The following is a 16163-nucleotide window of genomic DNA, read 5'->3' on the forward strand; positions in this document are numbered from 1 at the left end:
CAGACCCTGCCGCTGACCGAGAAGATCCAGGCGGAGAAGTTCGACGCGGTCTTCGGCGGCGGCCGGCGTGACGAGGAGAAGGCCCGCGCCAAGGAGCGCGTCTTCTCCCTGCGCGACGAGTTCTCGCAGTGGGACCCACGCCGCCAGCGCCCCGAGCTGTGGAACCTCTACAACGGCCGGCACGCCCCCGGCGAGCACGTCCGCGTCTTCCCCCTGTCCAACTGGACCGAGCTGGACGTCTGGCAGTACATCGCCCGCGAGGGCATCGAACTGCCGGAGATCTACTTCGCGCACGAGCGTGAAGTGTTCGCGCGCGCCGGCATGTGGCTGACTCCCGGCGAGTGGGGCGGCCCCAAGGACGGCGAGACCGTCGAGAAGCGCCTGGTGCGCTACCGCACCGTCGGCGACATGTCCTGCACCGGCGCCGTCGACTCCGACGCGGTGACGCTGGACGACGTCATCGTCGAGATCGCCGCCTCCCGGCTGACCGAACGGGGCGCGACCCGCGCCGACGACAAGATGTCCGAGGCCGCGATGGAAGACCGCAAGCGCGAGGGGTACTTCTAACCATGACCGCCACCACCGACATGGTCGGCACCGCCATCGACACCCTGCGCTTCGCGACGGCCGGTTCGGTCGACGACGGCAAGTCCACGCTGGTGGGCCGACTGCTGCACGACTCCAAGTCGGTCCTCACCGACCAGCTGGAGGCCGTGGCGCACGCGTCCCGCAACCGTGGTCAGGAGACGCCGGACCTGGCGCTGCTGACGGACGGTCTGCGCGCCGAGCGCGAGCAGGGCATCACCATCGACGTCGCCTACCGCTACTTCGCCACCCCGGTCCGCCGGTTCATCCTCGCCGACACCCCCGGCCATGTGCAGTACACCCGCAACATGGTCACCGGAGCCTCCACGGCCGAGCTGACGATCATCCTCGTCGACGCCCGCAACGGCGTGGTCGAGCAGACCCGCCGCCACGCCGCGATCGCGGCTCTCCTGCGGGTCCCGCATGTGGTCCTCGCCGTCAACAAGATGGACCTCGTCGGGTACGAGGAGAAGGAGTTCGACCGTATCGTCGAGGACTTCGCCGGGCACGCGGCCGACCTGGGCCTGCCGTCCTTCACACCGATCCCGGTGTCGGCCCTCGTCGGCGACAACGTCGTGGACCGCTCGGCGCACATGGACTGGTTCGGGGGTCCGGCGCTCCTGGAGTTCCTGGAGAACGTGCCCGTCGGTGTCGAGGCCGCGGACGCGCCGGCCCGCTTCCCTGTGCAGTACGTCATCCGCGACGGCGAAGTCCGCCACTACGCGGGCCAGTTGGTGTCGGGCGCGCTCCGGGTCGGTGACCGGGTCACGGTCCACCCCTCCGGCGAGAGCTCCGAGATCACCGGTATCGACGTGCTCGGCGTTCCGGCCGAGGTGGCGTACGCGCCGCAGTCGATCGGTGTGCGCCTCGCGGACCAGCGGGATGTCTCGCGCGGTGACATGATCACGGCCGGTGTCGATGTCCCGGCGCTCACGCGGGACGTCCGGGCGTCCGTCTGCCATCTGGCCGACCGTCCCCTGCGGGTCGGCGACCGGGTGCTGGTGCGGCACACGACACGGACGGTCAAGGCGATCGTCAAGGACCTCGACGGCGCCGGCGAGTTGAGCGCGAACGACCTGGGTCGCGTCACCCTGCGCACCGCCGAGCCGCTGGCGCTCGACGACTACGCGCTCTCACGGCGCACGGGTGCGTTCATCCTGATCGACCCGGCGGACGGGGCGACGCTGACCGCGGGCATGGTCGAGCTCTCGTAAACACCCTCACGAGCACGCCCTCAAGTCCCCAGCGTCAGGCGGGGCTTGGGGGCGTCCGTGCGTCCGGTCTGCGGGCGCCGGCTGCCCGCCCGGTACGGGTCCGGCCAGCCGGCGCCGGGCCCTTCGTACCCCTGCTCGGCGGCGGCGTGCAGCGTCCAGTGCGGGTCGTAGAGGTGCGGGCGGGCGAGGGCGCACAGATCCGTACGCCCGGCCAGGATCAGGGAGTTGACGTCGTCCCAGGAGGAGATCGCGCCGACCGCGATCACCGGGACGCCGGTCTCATGGCGGATGCGGTCCGCGAAGGGCGTCTGGTACGACCGCCCGTACTCGGGCCGTTCGTCCGCCACGACCTGCCCGGTCGACACGTCGATCGCGTCAACGCCGTGCGCGGCGAAGGCGCGGGCGATCTCGACGGCGTCCTCGGCGGACGTGCCGCCCTGCGCCCAGTCGGTGGCGGAGATCCGGACCGTCATGGGCCGTTCCTCCGGCCACACGCCCCGTATGGCGTCGAAGACTTCGAGGGGGAACCGGAGCCGCTTCGCGAGGGTGCCGCCGTAGGCGTCCGTGCGGCGGTTGGTGAGCGGGGAGAGGAATCCGGACAGCAGGTAACCGTGCGCGCAGTGCAGTTCGAGCAGGTCGAAGCCGGCCCGAGCAGCTCGCCAGGCGGCGGCGGCGAACTGTTCGCGGAGGTCGGTGAGTTGGGCGCGGGTCAGCTCGTGCGGGGTCTGGTTGCCGGGCCCGTACGGGATCGGGGACGCGGCCACGACGGGCCAGTTGCCGTCGGGCAGCGGCTCGTCGATGCCCTCCCACATCAGCCTGGTCGAGCCCTTGCGGCCGCTGTGGCCGAGCTGGACGCCGATCGCGGTGCCGGGCGCCTGGACGTGCACGAAGTCGGTGATCCGTTTCCAGGCCTCGGCCTGCCTGCCGGTGTAGAGGCCGGTGCAGCCGGGGGTGATACGGCCCTCCGCGCTGACACACACCATCTCGGTCATCACCAGACCCGCGCCGCCGAGCGCCCTCGCTCCCAGGTGGACGAGGTGGAAGTCGCCGGGGAGGCCGTCGGTCGCCGAGTACATGTCCATGGGGGACACCACGACCCGGTTGCGCAGGGTCAGGCCGCGCAGCCGGAACGGGGTGAACATCGGGGGCGTACCGGGTGGGCAGCCGAACTCGCGCTCCACGGCTCCGGTGAAGCGGGCGTCGCGCAGCCGCAGGTTGTCGTGGGTGACGCGGCGGCTGCGGGTGAGCAGGTTGAAGGCGAACTGACGGGACGGCTGGTCGAGGTAGCGGCCGAGGTTCTCGAACCACTCCAGGCTGGCGCGGGCGGCGCGCTGCGTGGAGGCGACGACGGGTTTGCGTTCCGTCTCATAGGCGGCCAACGCCTGCTCCGGTGTCGGCTGTTCCTCCAGACAGGCGGCCAGGGCGAGGGCGTCCTCCACCGCGAGCTTGGTGCCCGAGCCGATCGAGAAGTGCGCGGTGTGGGCGGCGTCGCCGAGGAGGACGGTGTTGCCGTGGGACCAGTGTTCGTTGACGACCGTACGGAAGGTGGTCCACGCGGACTTGTTGGAGCGCAGCGACCTGCCGCCGAGCGCGTCCGCGAAGATCTTGGCGCAGCGTTCGACCGACTCCTGCGGGGTGACTTCGTCGAAGCCGGCCGCCTGCCAGACCTCCTCACGCATCTCGACGATCACCGTCGAGGCGTCTGCCGCGTACGGGTAGCCGTGCAGCTGCATCACGCCGTGTTCCGTCTCGGCGATCTCGAAGCGGAAGGCGTCGAAGGCGAAGTCGGCGGCGAGCCAGATGTAGCGGCAGTGGTGGGTGGTCACATGGGGGCGGAACGCTTGGGCGTGGGTTTCGCGGGTGGTGCTGTTGACTCCGTCGGCGGCGATGACGAGGTCGTGGGTGGTCGCGAGGTCGGGTGGGGCCTCGGTGCGGAAGCGGAGGTCGACGCCGAGGTCGTGGCAGCGGGTGTGCAGGATTTCGAGGAGGCGTTTTCTGCCGAGGGCGGCGAAGCCGTGTCCTCCGGAGGTGTGGCGGGTGCCTCGGTGGACGATGTCGATGTCGTCCCAGCGGATGAAGTCCTGCTGGAGGGCCTCGTAGACGAAGGGGTCGGCGTGTTCGATGCCGCCCAGGGTTTCGTCGGAGAGGACTACTCCGAAGCCGAAGGTGTCGTCGGGGGCGTTGCGTTCCCAGACGGTGATCTCGCGGGCCGGGTCGAGGCGCTTCAGCAGCGCTGCCGCGTACAGGCCGCCGGGGCCGCCGCCGATGATCGCGACTCGTAGGGGGTGGCTCAGCGAAGAGGGCGACTGTCGGCCGTCTGTGGCTGGTCGCGCCCGCGCGGCGGTGGCCGGAGATTCAGCACAGCCCCGTGCCCCTGGGCAAGCCACGGTTACCGTCCTTGCCATGTGGGAGGCCTTTTCTCCGTGAACGCCTTGTGGAACTCCGCGTAGTCCTCGCCGTTCATCAGCAAGGCCTGCGTCGACGCGTCCAGTTCCACACTCGCCGCCAGCGGCATGTCCAGTTCCGCCGTCAGCAGTGCCTTCGTCTGGGCGTACGCCAGTGCTGGGCCGTCGGCCAGGCGGCGGGCCAGTGTCTGGGCCGCCTCGTCCACCCCGCCCTCGTCCGTCAGCTCGCTGATCAGGCCGATGCGCTCGGCCTCGGGTGCCCGCACCGGTTCGCCCAGCATCAGCAGGCGGGTCGCGTGGCCGAGGCCCACCACCCGGGGCAGCAGGTACGCCGCGCCCATGTCGCCGCCCGACAGACCCACCCGGGTGAAGAGGAAGGCGAACCGGGCCGTGGGGTCCGCCACCCTGAAGTCCGCCGCCAGGGCCAGTACCGCCCCCGCGCCCGCCGCCACGCCGTGCACCGCCGCGATCACCGGGAACGGACACTCCCGTACCGCCCGCACGACCTGCCCGGTCATCCGGTTGAAGTCGAGGAGCTGGGCCGTGTCCATCGACAGTGTCGCGCCGATGATCTCGTCCACGTCGCCGCCGGAGCAGAATCCGCGGCCCTCACCGGCCAGCACCAGGGCGCGCACCGACCGCTCCCGGGAGAGCTCGGCGAGCAGGTCGCGCAGGTCGGCGTAGGCGCCGAAGGTGAGCGCGTTGAGTTTGTCGGGGCGGGCGAGGGTCACGGTGGCGACGCCGGACGCGACCTCCACGCGCAGATGTTCCCAGCGGTTGGTGCGGGCGGCGGAGCCGGTGAAGGGACTCATGCGGTGCGGCCTCCCCAGATGAGGTGCGCTCTACCCTTCGAAGCTATCACTCATCTTTGACTGTCGTCACGAGTGCGCGATAACACCGTACGGATGTGACCTGGACCGGTCACATCTGTCACGGCTCGTCGACAGAGCGGCTACGGCGGGAGCAGCCGTGCGAGGGAAGGCGTTGTGAGGGGTAAGCCGCCCGGTAACGGGGTCGAAGGTCCCGTACGGTGCCCGTCGGATGCCTCTGCCGGGCGGCGCCGTACCATTCATAAGGTTGAAAGCAGGACAGCCTGCTCATGAACGGAACCGCCTTGCAAGATCGCCCCTCAGCCTCCGCCTCCTGGCGCATCGCGCTGCCGCACTCCGCAGCGGCCGTGCCCGTCGCCCGTGCGCTGGTCCGCACGGCGCTGGCCGAGCTGGAGCACGGGGCCGACAGCGACACCGCTGAGCTGCTGACGGCCGAGCTGGTCGCGAACGCCGTGGAGCACACCGCCGGGGACGCCCCGATAGAGCTCGTCGTGGAGCTGCTGCCCAGCGGCTGCCAGGTCGAGGTGCACGACCCGGACCCGGCGCCGCCCGGCAACCTCACCCGTCCCGTGGACACCGAGCCGGACCCCTGGCAGGAGCACGGGCGCGGCCTGCTGCTGATCCGCGCACTCAGCTCGTCCTGCGGGCACCGCCCCACCGAGTCCGGCAAGGCGGTGTGGTTCAGGCTGCCGGCGGTGCCGTCGCAGTGGCGGCCCGCGTAGCCGTCAGGCCAGCGTCGCCACCAGTACCGCCTTGATCGTGTGCAGGCGGTTCTCCGCCTCGTCGAAGACGACCGAGTGGGCCGACTCGAAGACCTCGTCCGTGACCTCCAGGCTCTCCAGGCCGTGGGAGTCGTATATCTCCTGCCCCACCTTCGTGCCCAGGTCGTGGAAGGCCGGCAGGCAGTGCAGGAATTTGACGTCCGGGTTGCCGGTGGCGCGCAGGACGTCCATGGTCACGGCGTACGGCGCCAGCGCGGTGATCCGCTCGTCCCAGACCTCCTTGGGCTCACCCATGGAGACCCAGACGTCCGTGGCGACGAAGTCGGCGCCCGCGACGCCCTCCGCCAGGGATTCGGTGAGCGTGATGCGCGCCCCGCTGGCCACCGCGAGCTCCCGGGCCCGCTCGACGACGTCCTGGGCCGGCCAGTAGGACTTGGGGGCGACGATCCGGACGTCCATGCCGAGCAGGGCGCCGGTGATCAGGTAGGAGTTGCCCATGTTGAAGCGGGCGTCACCGAGGTAGGCGAAGGCGATCTCCTCGACCGGCTTGCCGCTGTGCTCGGTCATCGTCAGGACGTCGGCGAGCATCTGGGTGGGGTGCCAGTCGTCGGTGAGGCCGTTGTAGACGGGTACGCCGGCGAACGCTCCGAGCGTCTCGGCCGTGCTCTGGGCGTCGCCGCGGAACTCGATCGCGTCGAAGAGCCGCCCCAGCACCCGCGCGGTGTCCTTCGTGGACTCCTTCTTGCCGATGTGCGAGCCCGAGGGGTCGATGTACGTCGTCGAGGCCCCCTGGTCGGCCGCCGCGACCTCGAAGGAGCAGCGCGTGCGCGTCGAGGACTTCTCGAAGATCAACGCGATGTTCTTTCCCCGCAGGTACTGCGTCTCGGCGCCCGCCTTCTTGGCCGCCTTCAGTTCGGCGGCCAGCTCGATCAGACCGAGGAACTCTTCCCTCGTGAAGTCGAGCTCCTTGAGGAAGTGGCGCCCGGCGAGGGCGGTCGGGACGGTCGCCATGGGGGCGCTCCAGAGATGCGAGTGACAGGTACTCCTGGAAGTCTATACGACGTTCGGCATTTATATGCGATCGCGTGTACTTCTATACGGCCTCCCGTTCGACCGGGCAGCTCATACAGCGCGGCCCGCCCCTCCCCCGCCCCAGCTCGCTGCCCGGGATCTCGATGACCTCGATGCCCTGCTTGCGCAGATGGGTGTTGGTGGTGGCGTTGCGCTCGTAGGCGACGACGACGCCCGGCTCGACGGCCAGGACGTTGCAGCCGTCGTCCCACTGCTCACGCTCGGCGGCGTGCACATCCTGGGTCGCGGTCAGGACGCGGATCTCGTCGAGGCCGAGAGCGGCGGCGATCGCGCGGTGCATGTGCTCCGGCGGGTGGTCGGTGACCTTCAGCTCCTTGTCGCCGACGCCCGGTTCGATGGTGTACGAGCGGAGCATGCCGAGGCCGGCGTACTGGGTGAAGGTGTCGCCGTCGACCATCGTCATCACGGTGTCGAGGTGCATGAAGGCGCGGCGCTTGGGCATGTCGAGGGCCACGATCGTCTGGGCGGACCCGGCATCGAACAGCTTGTGCGCGAGCATCTCCACGGCCTGGGGTGTCGTCCGCTCGCTCATGCCGATGAGGACGGCACCGTTGCCGATGACGAGGACGTCCCCGCCCTCGATGGTGGACGGGTAGTCGGCCTGCCCCTCGCTCCAGACGCGGAACGCTTCGTCACGGAAGAGGGGGTGGTGCCGGTAGATCGCCTCGAAGTGGACCGTCTCGCGCTGCCGGGCCGGCCAGCGCATGGCGTTGACGGAGACGCCGTCGTAGATCCAGGCGGAGGTGTCACGGGTGAAGAGGTGGTTGGGGAGGGGGGCGAGGAGGAACTCGTCGAGGTCCATGACGTGGAAGCGGACCGAGACCGGCTCCTCGTGGGCCTCCAGGAACTCCCGCTTGGTCATTCCACCGACGAGCGCCTCGACCAGTTCGGGCGCGGGCAGTGACTCGAAGGCGGCGCGGAGGTGGTCGGTGGCGAGGACGCCGTACTCCTTCTCGTCGAAGACCCGGTCCAGGACGAGGGTGCGGGCCGCCGGGATCGCCAGGGCCTCGGTGAGCAGGTCGCCGAAGAGATGGACGGCGACCCCGCGGTCGCGGAGCACGTCCGCGAACCCGTCGTGCTCGGCGCGCGCCCGGCGCACCCACAGCACGTCGTCGAAGAGGAGGGCGTCCTTGTTGCTGGGGGTGAGCCTTTTGAGCTCGAGATCCGGCCGGTGCAGGATGACGCGGCGCAGCCGCCCGGCCTCGGAGTCGACATGGAATCCCATGACTCCATCCTGACCATCGGCGACCGTCTTCACCCCCCGCTTGACCACTTCCCTTTCTCGTCCTCTTGACGATAATCAGTACGCACGGTTATCGTCGTCAAGACGAAAAGAGGGTCTCGTGGCAGACATCACCCGGCGCCTGGGCTGGCGCCATCTGCGTGGCGCACCGACCGCGCACGTGCGGCACCACCGCGGCGGACAGCTCCTGCACGACGGGCCGGGCCTGAGCTTCTGGTTCCGCGCCCTGACCGCGGCGCTCTCCGAAGTACCGGTCGACGACCGGGAGTTGGCGATGACCTTCCACGCCCGCACCTCCGACTTCCAGGACGTGGCGGTGCAGGCGACCGTGACCTACCGGATCAGCGACCCGGCGCTCGCCGCGGCCCGCCTGGACTTCTCGATCGACCCGGACACGGGCGCGTGGCGCGGCACACCGCTGGAGCAACTGGGCACACTGCTCACGGAGACGGCGCAGCAGCACGCGCTGGACGTGCTGGCCCGTACCCCGTTGTCGGCGGCGCTGGTGGACGGCGTGGCGGCGGTGCGGGAGCGGGTGACGGCGGGGCTGGCGACGGAACCGCGGCTGCCGGCCACCGGGATCGAGGTGGTGGCCGTCCGCGTGGTCGCGCTGCGACCGGAGCCGGAGGTGGAACGGGCCCTGCGCACCCCTGCCCGCGAGCAGATCCAGCAGGAGGCGGACCGGGCGACGTACGAGCGACGGGCGGTGGCGGTCGAGCGGGAGCGGACGATCGCCGAGAACGAGCTGGCCAGCCAGATCGAACTCGCCCGGCGCGAGGAGCAGTTGGTGGACCAGCGCGGCACGAACGCCCGGCGGGAGGCGGAGGAGCACGCGGCGGCGGACGCGGTACGGGCCGGGGCCGAGGCGGCACGATCGGTCAGACTGGCCCGCGCCGAGGCGGAGAGCGCGCAGGCGGTGGGCGCGGCACGGGCCCAGGCGCAGGCGGCGTGGCTCCAGGTGCACACGGACGTGGACGTGACCGTCCTGCACGCGCTCACCGCGAGCCGGCTGGCCGAGAACCTCCCCCGCATCGACAGCGTGACGGTGTCGCCGGACGTCCTGACCGGACTGCTGGCCAAGCTGGGCACGCAGGACCGCACGTGAGCCTCGCCCCGCGGGTCGTCCTCGTCCACCGCACCACGGAGTACGAGGAGTTGGTGGCCCACCACGGCACCCACGGCCAGGCCGCCTTCTTCCTCTCTTCCCGCGGCCGGGACATCGAGGAGGTGGCCGAGCGCCACCGCCGTACGCGACGCGCGCTCGCGGAGGTCACGGCGGCGATTCCCCTGACCTGGCGTCAGTCACGCGTGGAGCGCGGCGACTTGGACCGCTTCCTGTTCGCACCCGAGGACGTGGTGGTCGTGGTCGGCCAGGACGGACTGGTGGCGAACGCGGCCAAGTACCTCTCCGGGCAACCGGTGTTGGGCATCGACACCGACCCCGGCCGCAACCCGGGTGTGCTGGTACGCCATCGCCCCCAGGACGCCGCGAAACTCCTGACGTCCGGCACCCCACCGGTCGACGAACTCACCATGGTCGAGGCGGTCGCCGACGACAGCCAGCGTCTGGTCGCCCTCAACGAGATCTACCTGGGCGCCCCGGGCCACCAGACCGCCCGCTACCGCCTGGGCCTCGACGACCACGGGGGTGTCGCCGAGGCCCAGGCTTCCTCCGGGGTGCTGGTGGGCACGGGGACGGGCGCGACGGGGTGGGTGCGGTCGGTGTGGCAGGAGCGGGGCAGCGATCTGCCGCTGCCCCGCCCCACCGAGGACCGCCTGCTGTGGTTCGTCCGCGAGGCCTGGCCCTCGCCGGCCACCGGTACCTCACTGGTGGCCGGCGAACTGCCGGCGTCGGCCGCCCTGCACCTCACCGTCGAGTCCGAACGGCTGATCGCGTTCGGGGACGGTATGGAGTCGGACGCCCTGGAGCTGACCTGGGGCCAGAGCGTCCGGGTGGGGGTGTGCGCGGAGCGGCTGAGACTGGTCGGCTGACCGTCACAACCGCGGGTCCACCGGCTCCGACTCCAGCGCCAGCACCCCGAACACCGCCTCGTGCACCCGCCACAGCGGCTCACCCTCGGCCAGCCGGTCCAGTGCCTCCAGGCCGAGCGCGTACTCGCGGATCGCGAGCGAGCGCTTGTGGTTGAGGAAGCGGCCGCGCAGCCGTGTCAGGTTGTCGGGGCGGGTGTACTCCGGGCCGTAGATGATCCGGAGGTACTCGCGGCCGCGGCACTTGATGCCGGGCTGCACCAGGCGCCCCTCTTCGCTGCGCACCACCGCCCCCAGCGGCTTGACCACCATGCCCTCGCCGCCGCGGCCGGTCATCTCCAGCCACCAGTCGACGCCCGCCCGGACCGACTCGGGGTCGGCCGTGTCGACGTAGAGGCGACGGGTGGTCTGGAGCAGGCCCGTGCCGTCGTGCTCCACGAGGCGGTCCAGCAGGGCCAGTTGCTCGTCGTGCGGCAGGGACGCCAGGTTGCGGCCCTGCACGGCCAGGATCTGGAACGGGGCCAGGCGTACGCCGTCCAGGCCCTGCGTCGTCCAGCAGTAGCGCCGGTACGCCTCCGTGAACGCGGCCGCGTTCGAGGCCCGTTCCTGCTGGCGCCCCAGCAGGTCGGTGACCTCGACGCCCCGCCCCGCGGCACCCTCCAGCGCGGCCAGCGCACCCGGGAACACCGCCCCGGACGCGGCACCGACGGCCGCGTACTGCGAACGCAGCAGCCCCGACGCCTTCAGCGACCACGGCATCAGCTCGGCGTCCAACAGGAGCCAGTCCGTGTCGAGTTCGGACCAGAGACCGGCTTCGGTGACGGCCGCGCGCAGTCGGCCCAGGATCTCCTCCGTCACCGACTCGTCGTCGAAGAACGGGCGACCGGTGCGGGTGTACAGCGAGCCGGTCGGACCGTCCACGCCGAAGCGCCTACGTGCCGCTTCCGCGTCCCGGCACACCAGCGCCACCGCCCGCGAGCCCATGTGCTTCTCCTCGCACACGACCCGTGCGACCCCGTCCGCCGCGTACTGCGCGAAGGCCTCGGCCGGGTGCTCCAGATAGCCCTCGACCTGCGAGGTCGCGGTCGGAGCCATGGTCGGCGGGAGGTACGGCAGCAGCCGCGGGTCCACCGCGAAACGGCTCATGACCTCGAGGGCCGCGGCCGCGTTCTCCTCACGGATCGCGACACGGCCCTGATGCCGGGTCTCCACCGCACGGCGGCCGTGCACGTCCGCCAGGTCCAGCGGCCGGCCGTCGTGTCCGCCCGGCGCCTCCGACTTCAGCGGCTTCGCCGGCTCGTACCAGACCTTCTCCGCCGGTACGTCGACCAGCTCCCGCTCCGGCCAGCGCAGCGCGGTGAGCTTGCCACCGAAGACGGCGCCGGTGTCCAGGCAGATGGTGTTGTTGAGCCAGGTCGCCTCCGGGACGGGGGTGTGGCCGTAGACCACGGCCGCCCGGCCCCGGTAGTCCTCTGCCCACGGGTAGCGCACCGGCAGGCCGAACTCGTCGGTCTCCCCGGTGGTGTCGCCGTACAGCGCGTGCGAGCGGACCCGGCCCGAGGTGCGGCCGTGGTACTTCTCCGGCAGCCCGGCGTGACAGACGACCAGCCTGCCGCCGTCGAGGACGTAGTGGCTGACCAGTCCGTCGATGAACTCCCGCACCTCGGCGAGGAACTCCTCGGACGCCCCCTCCATCTGCTCGATGGTCTCGGCGAGCCCGTGGGTGTGCTGGACCTTGCGGCCCTTGAGGTAACGGCCGTACTTGTTCTCGTGGTTGCCGGGGACGCACAGGGCGTTGCCGGACTTCACCATCGACATCACGCGGCGCAGCACGCCCGGGCTGTCCGGGCCGCGGTCGACGAGGTCGCCGACGAAGACCGCGGTGCGGCCCTCGGGGTGCACGCCGTCGACGTAGCCCAACTTGCCCAGCAGCGAATCCAGTTCGGAGCCGCAGCCGTGGATGTCGCCGACGATGTCGAACGGGCCGGTGAGGTGGGTGAGGTCGTTGAAGCGCTTCTCGGTGCGGACGGTGGCGTTCTCGATGTCCTCCACGCCCCGCAGGACGTGCACCTTGCGGAACCCCTCGCGCTCCAAGTGGCGGATGGAGCGGCGGAGTTCGCGGATGTGGCGCTTGATGACCCGGATCGGCATGTCCGCCCGGTCGCTGCGGGACGCGTTGCGCTCGGCGCACACGTTCTCCGGCACGTCGAGGACGATGGCGATGGGCAGGACGTCGTACTGCTTGGCCAGGTCGATCAACTGGCGCCGGGAGTCCGACTGCACGCTGGTCGCGTCCACGACCGTACGGCGGCCGGCGGCGAGCCGTTTGCCCGCGATGTAGTGGAGCACGTCGAAGGCGTCCTTCGTCGCGCCCTGGTCGTTCTCGTCGTCGGAGACCAGGCCGCGACAGAAGTCCGAGGAGATGATCTCGGTGGACTTGAAGTGCCGGTGGGCGAAAGTGGACTTGCCGGAACCGGAGGCGCCGACGAGGACGACCAGGGAGAGGTCGGTGACGGGCAGCACGCGCCCCTTGGTCTGGTTCTCGGTCATGCCGCCTTCGCCTCCTTCTCGGTCCTCACAGTGGCTGTGCTCATCTCAGCTGTGCTCAATTCAAAATGTGCCATCTGGGTGGGCGGTCCGACCTCGGGGTCGTCCGGCCCCACCGGTACGAACTCCACGTCGTACCCGTGCCGTTCGGCCACCGCCCGGGCCCAGGTCCGGAACTCCTCCCGCGTCCACTCGAAGCGGTGGTCGCCGTGCCGGACATGGCCGGCCGGAAGGGTCTCCCAGCGCACGTTGTACTCGACGTTCGGGGTCGTCACGAGGACGGTCCGCGGGCGGGCGGCGCCGAAGACCGCGTACTCCAGGGCGGGCAGCCGTGGCAGGTCGAGGTGTTCGATGACCTCGCTGAGCACGGCGGCGTCGTAGCCCTTGAGCCGCTTGTCCGTGTAGGCGAGCGACCCCTGAAGGAGCTTGACGCGGGAGGCCTGCCGCTCCCCCATGCGGTCCAGCTTGAGCCGCCGGGAGGCGATGGTGAGCGCGCGCATCGACACGTCGACGCCCACGATCTCGGTGAACCGCACATCCTTGAGCAGCGCCTGCACCAACTGGCCCTGCCCGCAGCCGAGGTCGAGCACACGGGAGGCGCCGGACGTCCGGAGGGCGGCGAGGATGGCGTCCCGGCGCTGGACGGCGAGCGGGGTCGGCTTCTGTTCGTCCTCGGTCTCCGCCTCGACGGCGTTGTCGATCTCCTCGACCTCGCTGTCGTCGGCCTCGGCGAGCCGTACGAGCTCCAGGCGTTCCATCGCCTCTCGCGTGAGCGACCAGCGGCGCGACAGGTAGCGGCTGGTGATCAGCTTCTGCTGGGGGTGGTCGGGCAGCCAGCCCTCACCGGCCCGCAGCAGCTTGTCGACCTCGTCGGAGGCGACCCAGTAGTGCTTGGCGTCGTCGAGGACGGGCAGCAGGACGTAGAGGTGACGCAGGGCCTCTGCGAGAGTCAGGGTCTGCGACTCCAGCACGAGCCGCACGTACCGCGAGTCGCCCCACTCCGGGAACTGCGTGTCCAGCGCGACCGGTTCGACGGTGACCGTCCAGCCGAGCGGCTCGAACAGCTTCTGTACCAGGTCGGGGCCGCCACGGGCGGGCAGCGCGGGCACCTCGATCCGCAGCGGCAGCGGCTGCGCGGCCCGCTCGGGGCGGGCGTTGCACACCCCGCGCATGGCGCTGGAGAACACCCCGCTCAGCGCGACGGCGAGCAGCGAGGACGCGGCGTAGGGCCGGTCGTTGACGTACTGCGCGAGCGCCGCGTCGGGAGCGCCGCCCCGGCCCTTGCCCTTGCCCCGCCGGACCAGCGCCACCGCGTCGACCTCCAGCAACAGCGCGGCCGTGCAGCGCTCGGCATCCGCCTCGGGGTAGAGGACGTGCGCCTTGCCGTAGGACGTGGAGAACGCCTGCGATTTCTCGGGATGCTTGTGCAGCAGGAAGCCGAGGTCGGTCGCCGGGCGTTCGGATGTGCCGGTGGTACTGATCGTGAGGAACACGGTGGTTACACCTCTGGGATCCTTCTGAGCTGCGGCTTCTCGCCGTTCTGAGCTGCTGTGGGCCCGCTCAACGTACCTCGGGCCGCCCCGTACGCACTCTCGATTTATCACTCCGGACTGCGGCTGTCGGGGCGGTCGGCGCCGACGGTGTACCAGGGAGTGGCGGCGGCAGCGATCGGAAATGTTCGCTAGCCTCCGGTCGACCGGGCGTTCGAGGGAGGACCACGACTGTGAGCACGATCGACACCAGCAAGCCCCATTCGGCCCGCATGTACGACTACTTCCTCGGCGGGAAGGACAACTACCCGGTCGACGTGGCGGCGGCCGAGCAGGTGACCTCGCACTTCCCCGCCGTGAGCCAGATGGCGCGGACCAATCGCGCGTTCATGCACCGGGCCTCCCGGCTGCTGGCCGAGCGGGGCGTCCGGCAGTTCCTCGACATCGGCACCGGCATCCCGACCGAGCCGAACCTCCACCAGATAGTCCAGGGGACGGCCCCCGACGCCCGGGTGGTGTACGCGGACAACGACCCGATCGTCCTCCGGCACGCCGAGGCCCTGCTGCACAGCACGCCGGAGGGGAAGACCGCCTACGTCCAGGCCGACGTACGGGAACCGGGCAAGATCCTCGCGGCGGCCCGGGAGACCCTCGACTTCACCCAGCCGATCGCGCTGTCCCTGGTGGCCCTCCTGCACCTGGTCGCGGACGAGGACGAGCCGCTCCGGATCGTGCGGGAACTCGTCGGATCCCTCGCGCCCGGCAGCTACTTGACGCTCTCCCACGCGACCGGGGACTTCGACCCGGAGACCTGGGAGCGGGTCGTGGAGGTGTACCGCAAGGGCGGTACGGCGGCACAGGTGCGCTCGCGCGAGGAGTTCTCCGGATTCTTCACCGGGCTGGAGCTGGTGGACCCGGGCGTCGTGCTCGCGGCCCAGTGGCATCCCGAGCTCGGGGCACGACAGGGCGGCGAGGAGATCCCCCTGTATGTGGGGGTCGGGCACAAGTCCTGACGGACGGACGGTCCGGCGGACCGGGCCGTGCAGCGCGGTCCGCCGGTCGGTCCTCTTCCAGGGTTACGACAACTGCGACTGCACCTGCGCCGAGATGAGCTCCAGGTGTTCCAGGTCGTGGAGGTCGAGGACCTGGAGGTAGATACGGCGGGAGCCGATCTCGGCATAGCGGCCGATCTTGTCGACGACCTCGGCCGGGGACCCGGCGAGGCCGTTGCTCTTCAGCTCGGGTACCTCACGGCCGATCGCGGCGGCACGGCGGGCGACCTCCTGGTCGTCCTTGCCGACGCAGACGACGAGGGCGTTGGAGTACGTCAGCTCGTCGCCCTTGCGGCCGGCCTCCTGAGCGGCGGCGCGCACCCGGGCGAACTGGCGCTCGCTGTCCTCGACCGAACCGAAGGGCATGTTGAACTCGTCGGCGTACTTCGCGGCCAGCGCCGGGGTACGGGACGGACCGTGGCCGCCGACCAGGACGGGGATCTTCGCCTGGGCCGGCTTGGGCAGCGCGGGCGAGTCGGTGAGGTCGTAGTACTCGCCGTGGAAGTCGAAGGTGCTGCCGGCCTCGGTCGCCCAGAGCCCGGTGACGATCTCCAGCTGCTCCTCGAGACGGCCGAACTTCTCCTTCGGGAAGGGGATGCCGTACGCCTTGTGCTCCTCCTCGAACCAGCCCGCGCCCAGGCCCAGTTCGACGCGGCCGCCGGACATCTGGTCGATCTGCGCGACCTGGATGGCGAGTACGCCGGGCAGCCGGAAGGTACCGGCGGTCATCAGCGTGCCGAGGCGGATGCGCTTGGTCTCGCGGGCGAGACCGGCAAGGGTGATCCAGGCGTCGGTGGGGCCGGGCAGACCGTCGGCGGAGCCCATCCTCAGATAGTGGTCGGACCGGAAGAAGGCATCGAAGCCAAGGTCCTCGGTGGCCTTGGCGACCGTGAGAAGGGTGTCGTAGGTGGCCCCCTGCTGGGGCTCGGTGAAGATGCGAAGATCCATACCTCCATCCTGCACGCCGTCCTGCCGGTCAACCCCATCCGCCCCT

At 70.7% G+C, this 16163-nt stretch carries 13 protein-coding genes; 6 read left to right on the forward strand and 7 right to left on the reverse strand.

The annotated features are described in order from the left end of the window. Window positions 1-567, forward strand: a 567-nt coding sequence (gene cysD, locus ACWD3I_RS27095; protein WP_451084195.1) for a sulfate adenylyltransferase subunit CysD, incomplete at its 5' end; no start/stop codon positions are given. 2 nt (window positions 568-569) lie between these two features. Further along, window positions 570-1799 carry a sulfate adenylyltransferase subunit 1 gene (locus ACWD3I_RS27100; protein WP_451084196.1) on the forward strand — a complete coding sequence of 410 codons (1230 nt, stop codon included), beginning with the start codon at window positions 570-572 and terminating at the stop codon, window positions 1797-1799. Between the two features lie 20 nt (window positions 1800-1819). Here the strand turns inward: ACWD3I_RS27100 and ACWD3I_RS27105 are convergent, their stop codons facing one another. Both ACWD3I_RS27105 and ACWD3I_RS27110 read right to left on the reverse strand, forming a co-directional pair. Beyond that, window positions 1820-4204, reverse strand: coding sequence for a bifunctional salicylyl-CoA 5-hydroxylase/oxidoreductase (locus ACWD3I_RS27105; RefSeq protein ID WP_365411892.1), 2385 nt, complete (start codon window positions 4202-4204; stop codon window positions 1820-1822). Continuing rightward, complete coding sequence (locus tag ACWD3I_RS27110) at window positions 4189-5016, reverse strand: enoyl-CoA hydratase family protein (protein ID WP_365411889.1); 828 nt, start codon at window positions 5014-5016, stop codon at window positions 4189-4191. Before ACWD3I_RS27110 ends, ACWD3I_RS27105 begins: the two co-directional genes overlap by 16 nt. 287 nt (window positions 5017-5303) lie before the next feature. Here ACWD3I_RS27110 and ACWD3I_RS27115 point away from each other — a divergent pair, with 287 nt between their 5' ends. After that, complete coding sequence (locus tag ACWD3I_RS27115; protein ID WP_046263104.1) at window positions 5304-5756, forward strand: ATP-binding protein; 453 nt, start codon at window positions 5304-5306, stop codon at window positions 5754-5756. A 3-nt stretch (window positions 5757-5759) separates the two neighbouring features. Here the strand turns inward: ACWD3I_RS27115 and argF are convergent, their stop codons facing one another. Next, window positions 5760-6767, reverse strand: coding sequence for an ornithine carbamoyltransferase (gene argF / locus ACWD3I_RS27120; RefSeq protein ID WP_365411886.1), 1008 nt, complete (start codon window positions 6765-6767; stop codon window positions 5760-5762). Window positions 6768-6849: 82 nt separating this feature from the next. Beyond that, window positions 6850-8073, reverse strand: a complete 1224-nt coding sequence (locus ACWD3I_RS27125; RefSeq protein WP_365411883.1) for an arginine deiminase — start codon at window positions 8071-8073, stop codon at window positions 6850-6852. A 118-nt stretch (window positions 8074-8191) separates the two neighbouring features. Between ACWD3I_RS27125 and ACWD3I_RS27130 the strand changes: the two genes are divergently transcribed. Both ACWD3I_RS27130 and ACWD3I_RS27135 read left to right on the forward strand, forming a co-directional pair. Continuing rightward, complete coding sequence (locus tag ACWD3I_RS27130) at window positions 8192-9196, forward strand: SPFH domain-containing protein (RefSeq protein WP_365411880.1); 1005 nt, start codon at window positions 8192-8194, stop codon at window positions 9194-9196. Continuing rightward, a complete protein-coding gene (locus ACWD3I_RS27135) occupies window positions 9193-10083 on the forward strand; it encodes an NAD(+)/NADH kinase (RefSeq protein ID WP_365411877.1) in 891 nt (296 codons plus the stop codon). The genes ACWD3I_RS27130 and ACWD3I_RS27135 overlap by 4 nt, the downstream gene beginning before the upstream one ends. Before the next feature lie 3 nt (window positions 10084-10086). On the opposite strand, the gene ACWD3I_RS27140 is transcribed toward ACWD3I_RS27135, so the two are convergent. Both ACWD3I_RS27140 and ACWD3I_RS27145 read right to left on the reverse strand, forming a co-directional pair. Next, window positions 10087-12630 carry a polynucleotide kinase-phosphatase gene (locus tag ACWD3I_RS27140; protein WP_365411874.1) on the reverse strand — a complete coding sequence of 848 codons (2544 nt, stop codon included), beginning with the start codon at window positions 12628-12630 and terminating at the stop codon, window positions 10087-10089. Further along, complete coding sequence (locus ACWD3I_RS27145; protein WP_365411871.1) at window positions 12627-14120, reverse strand: 3' terminal RNA ribose 2'-O-methyltransferase Hen1; 1494 nt, start codon at window positions 14118-14120, stop codon at window positions 12627-12629. The genes ACWD3I_RS27140 and ACWD3I_RS27145 overlap by 4 nt, the downstream gene beginning before the upstream one ends. 230 nt (window positions 14121-14350) lie before the next feature. Between ACWD3I_RS27145 and ACWD3I_RS27150 the strand changes: the two genes are divergently transcribed. After that, window positions 14351-15130, forward strand: coding sequence for an SAM-dependent methyltransferase (locus ACWD3I_RS27150; RefSeq protein WP_365411868.1), 780 nt, complete (start codon window positions 14351-14353; stop codon window positions 15128-15130). Window positions 15131-15193: 63 nt separating this feature from the next. On the opposite strand, the gene ACWD3I_RS27155 is transcribed toward ACWD3I_RS27150, so the two are convergent. Beyond that, entirely contained in the window at window positions 15194-16117 is a 924-nt protein-coding gene (locus tag ACWD3I_RS27155; RefSeq protein ID WP_266887004.1) for an LLM class F420-dependent oxidoreductase, read from the reverse strand. Between the last annotated feature and the right edge of the window lie 46 nt (window positions 16118-16163).

Source organism: Streptomyces sp. NPDC002817 (genome assembly GCF_053592055.1).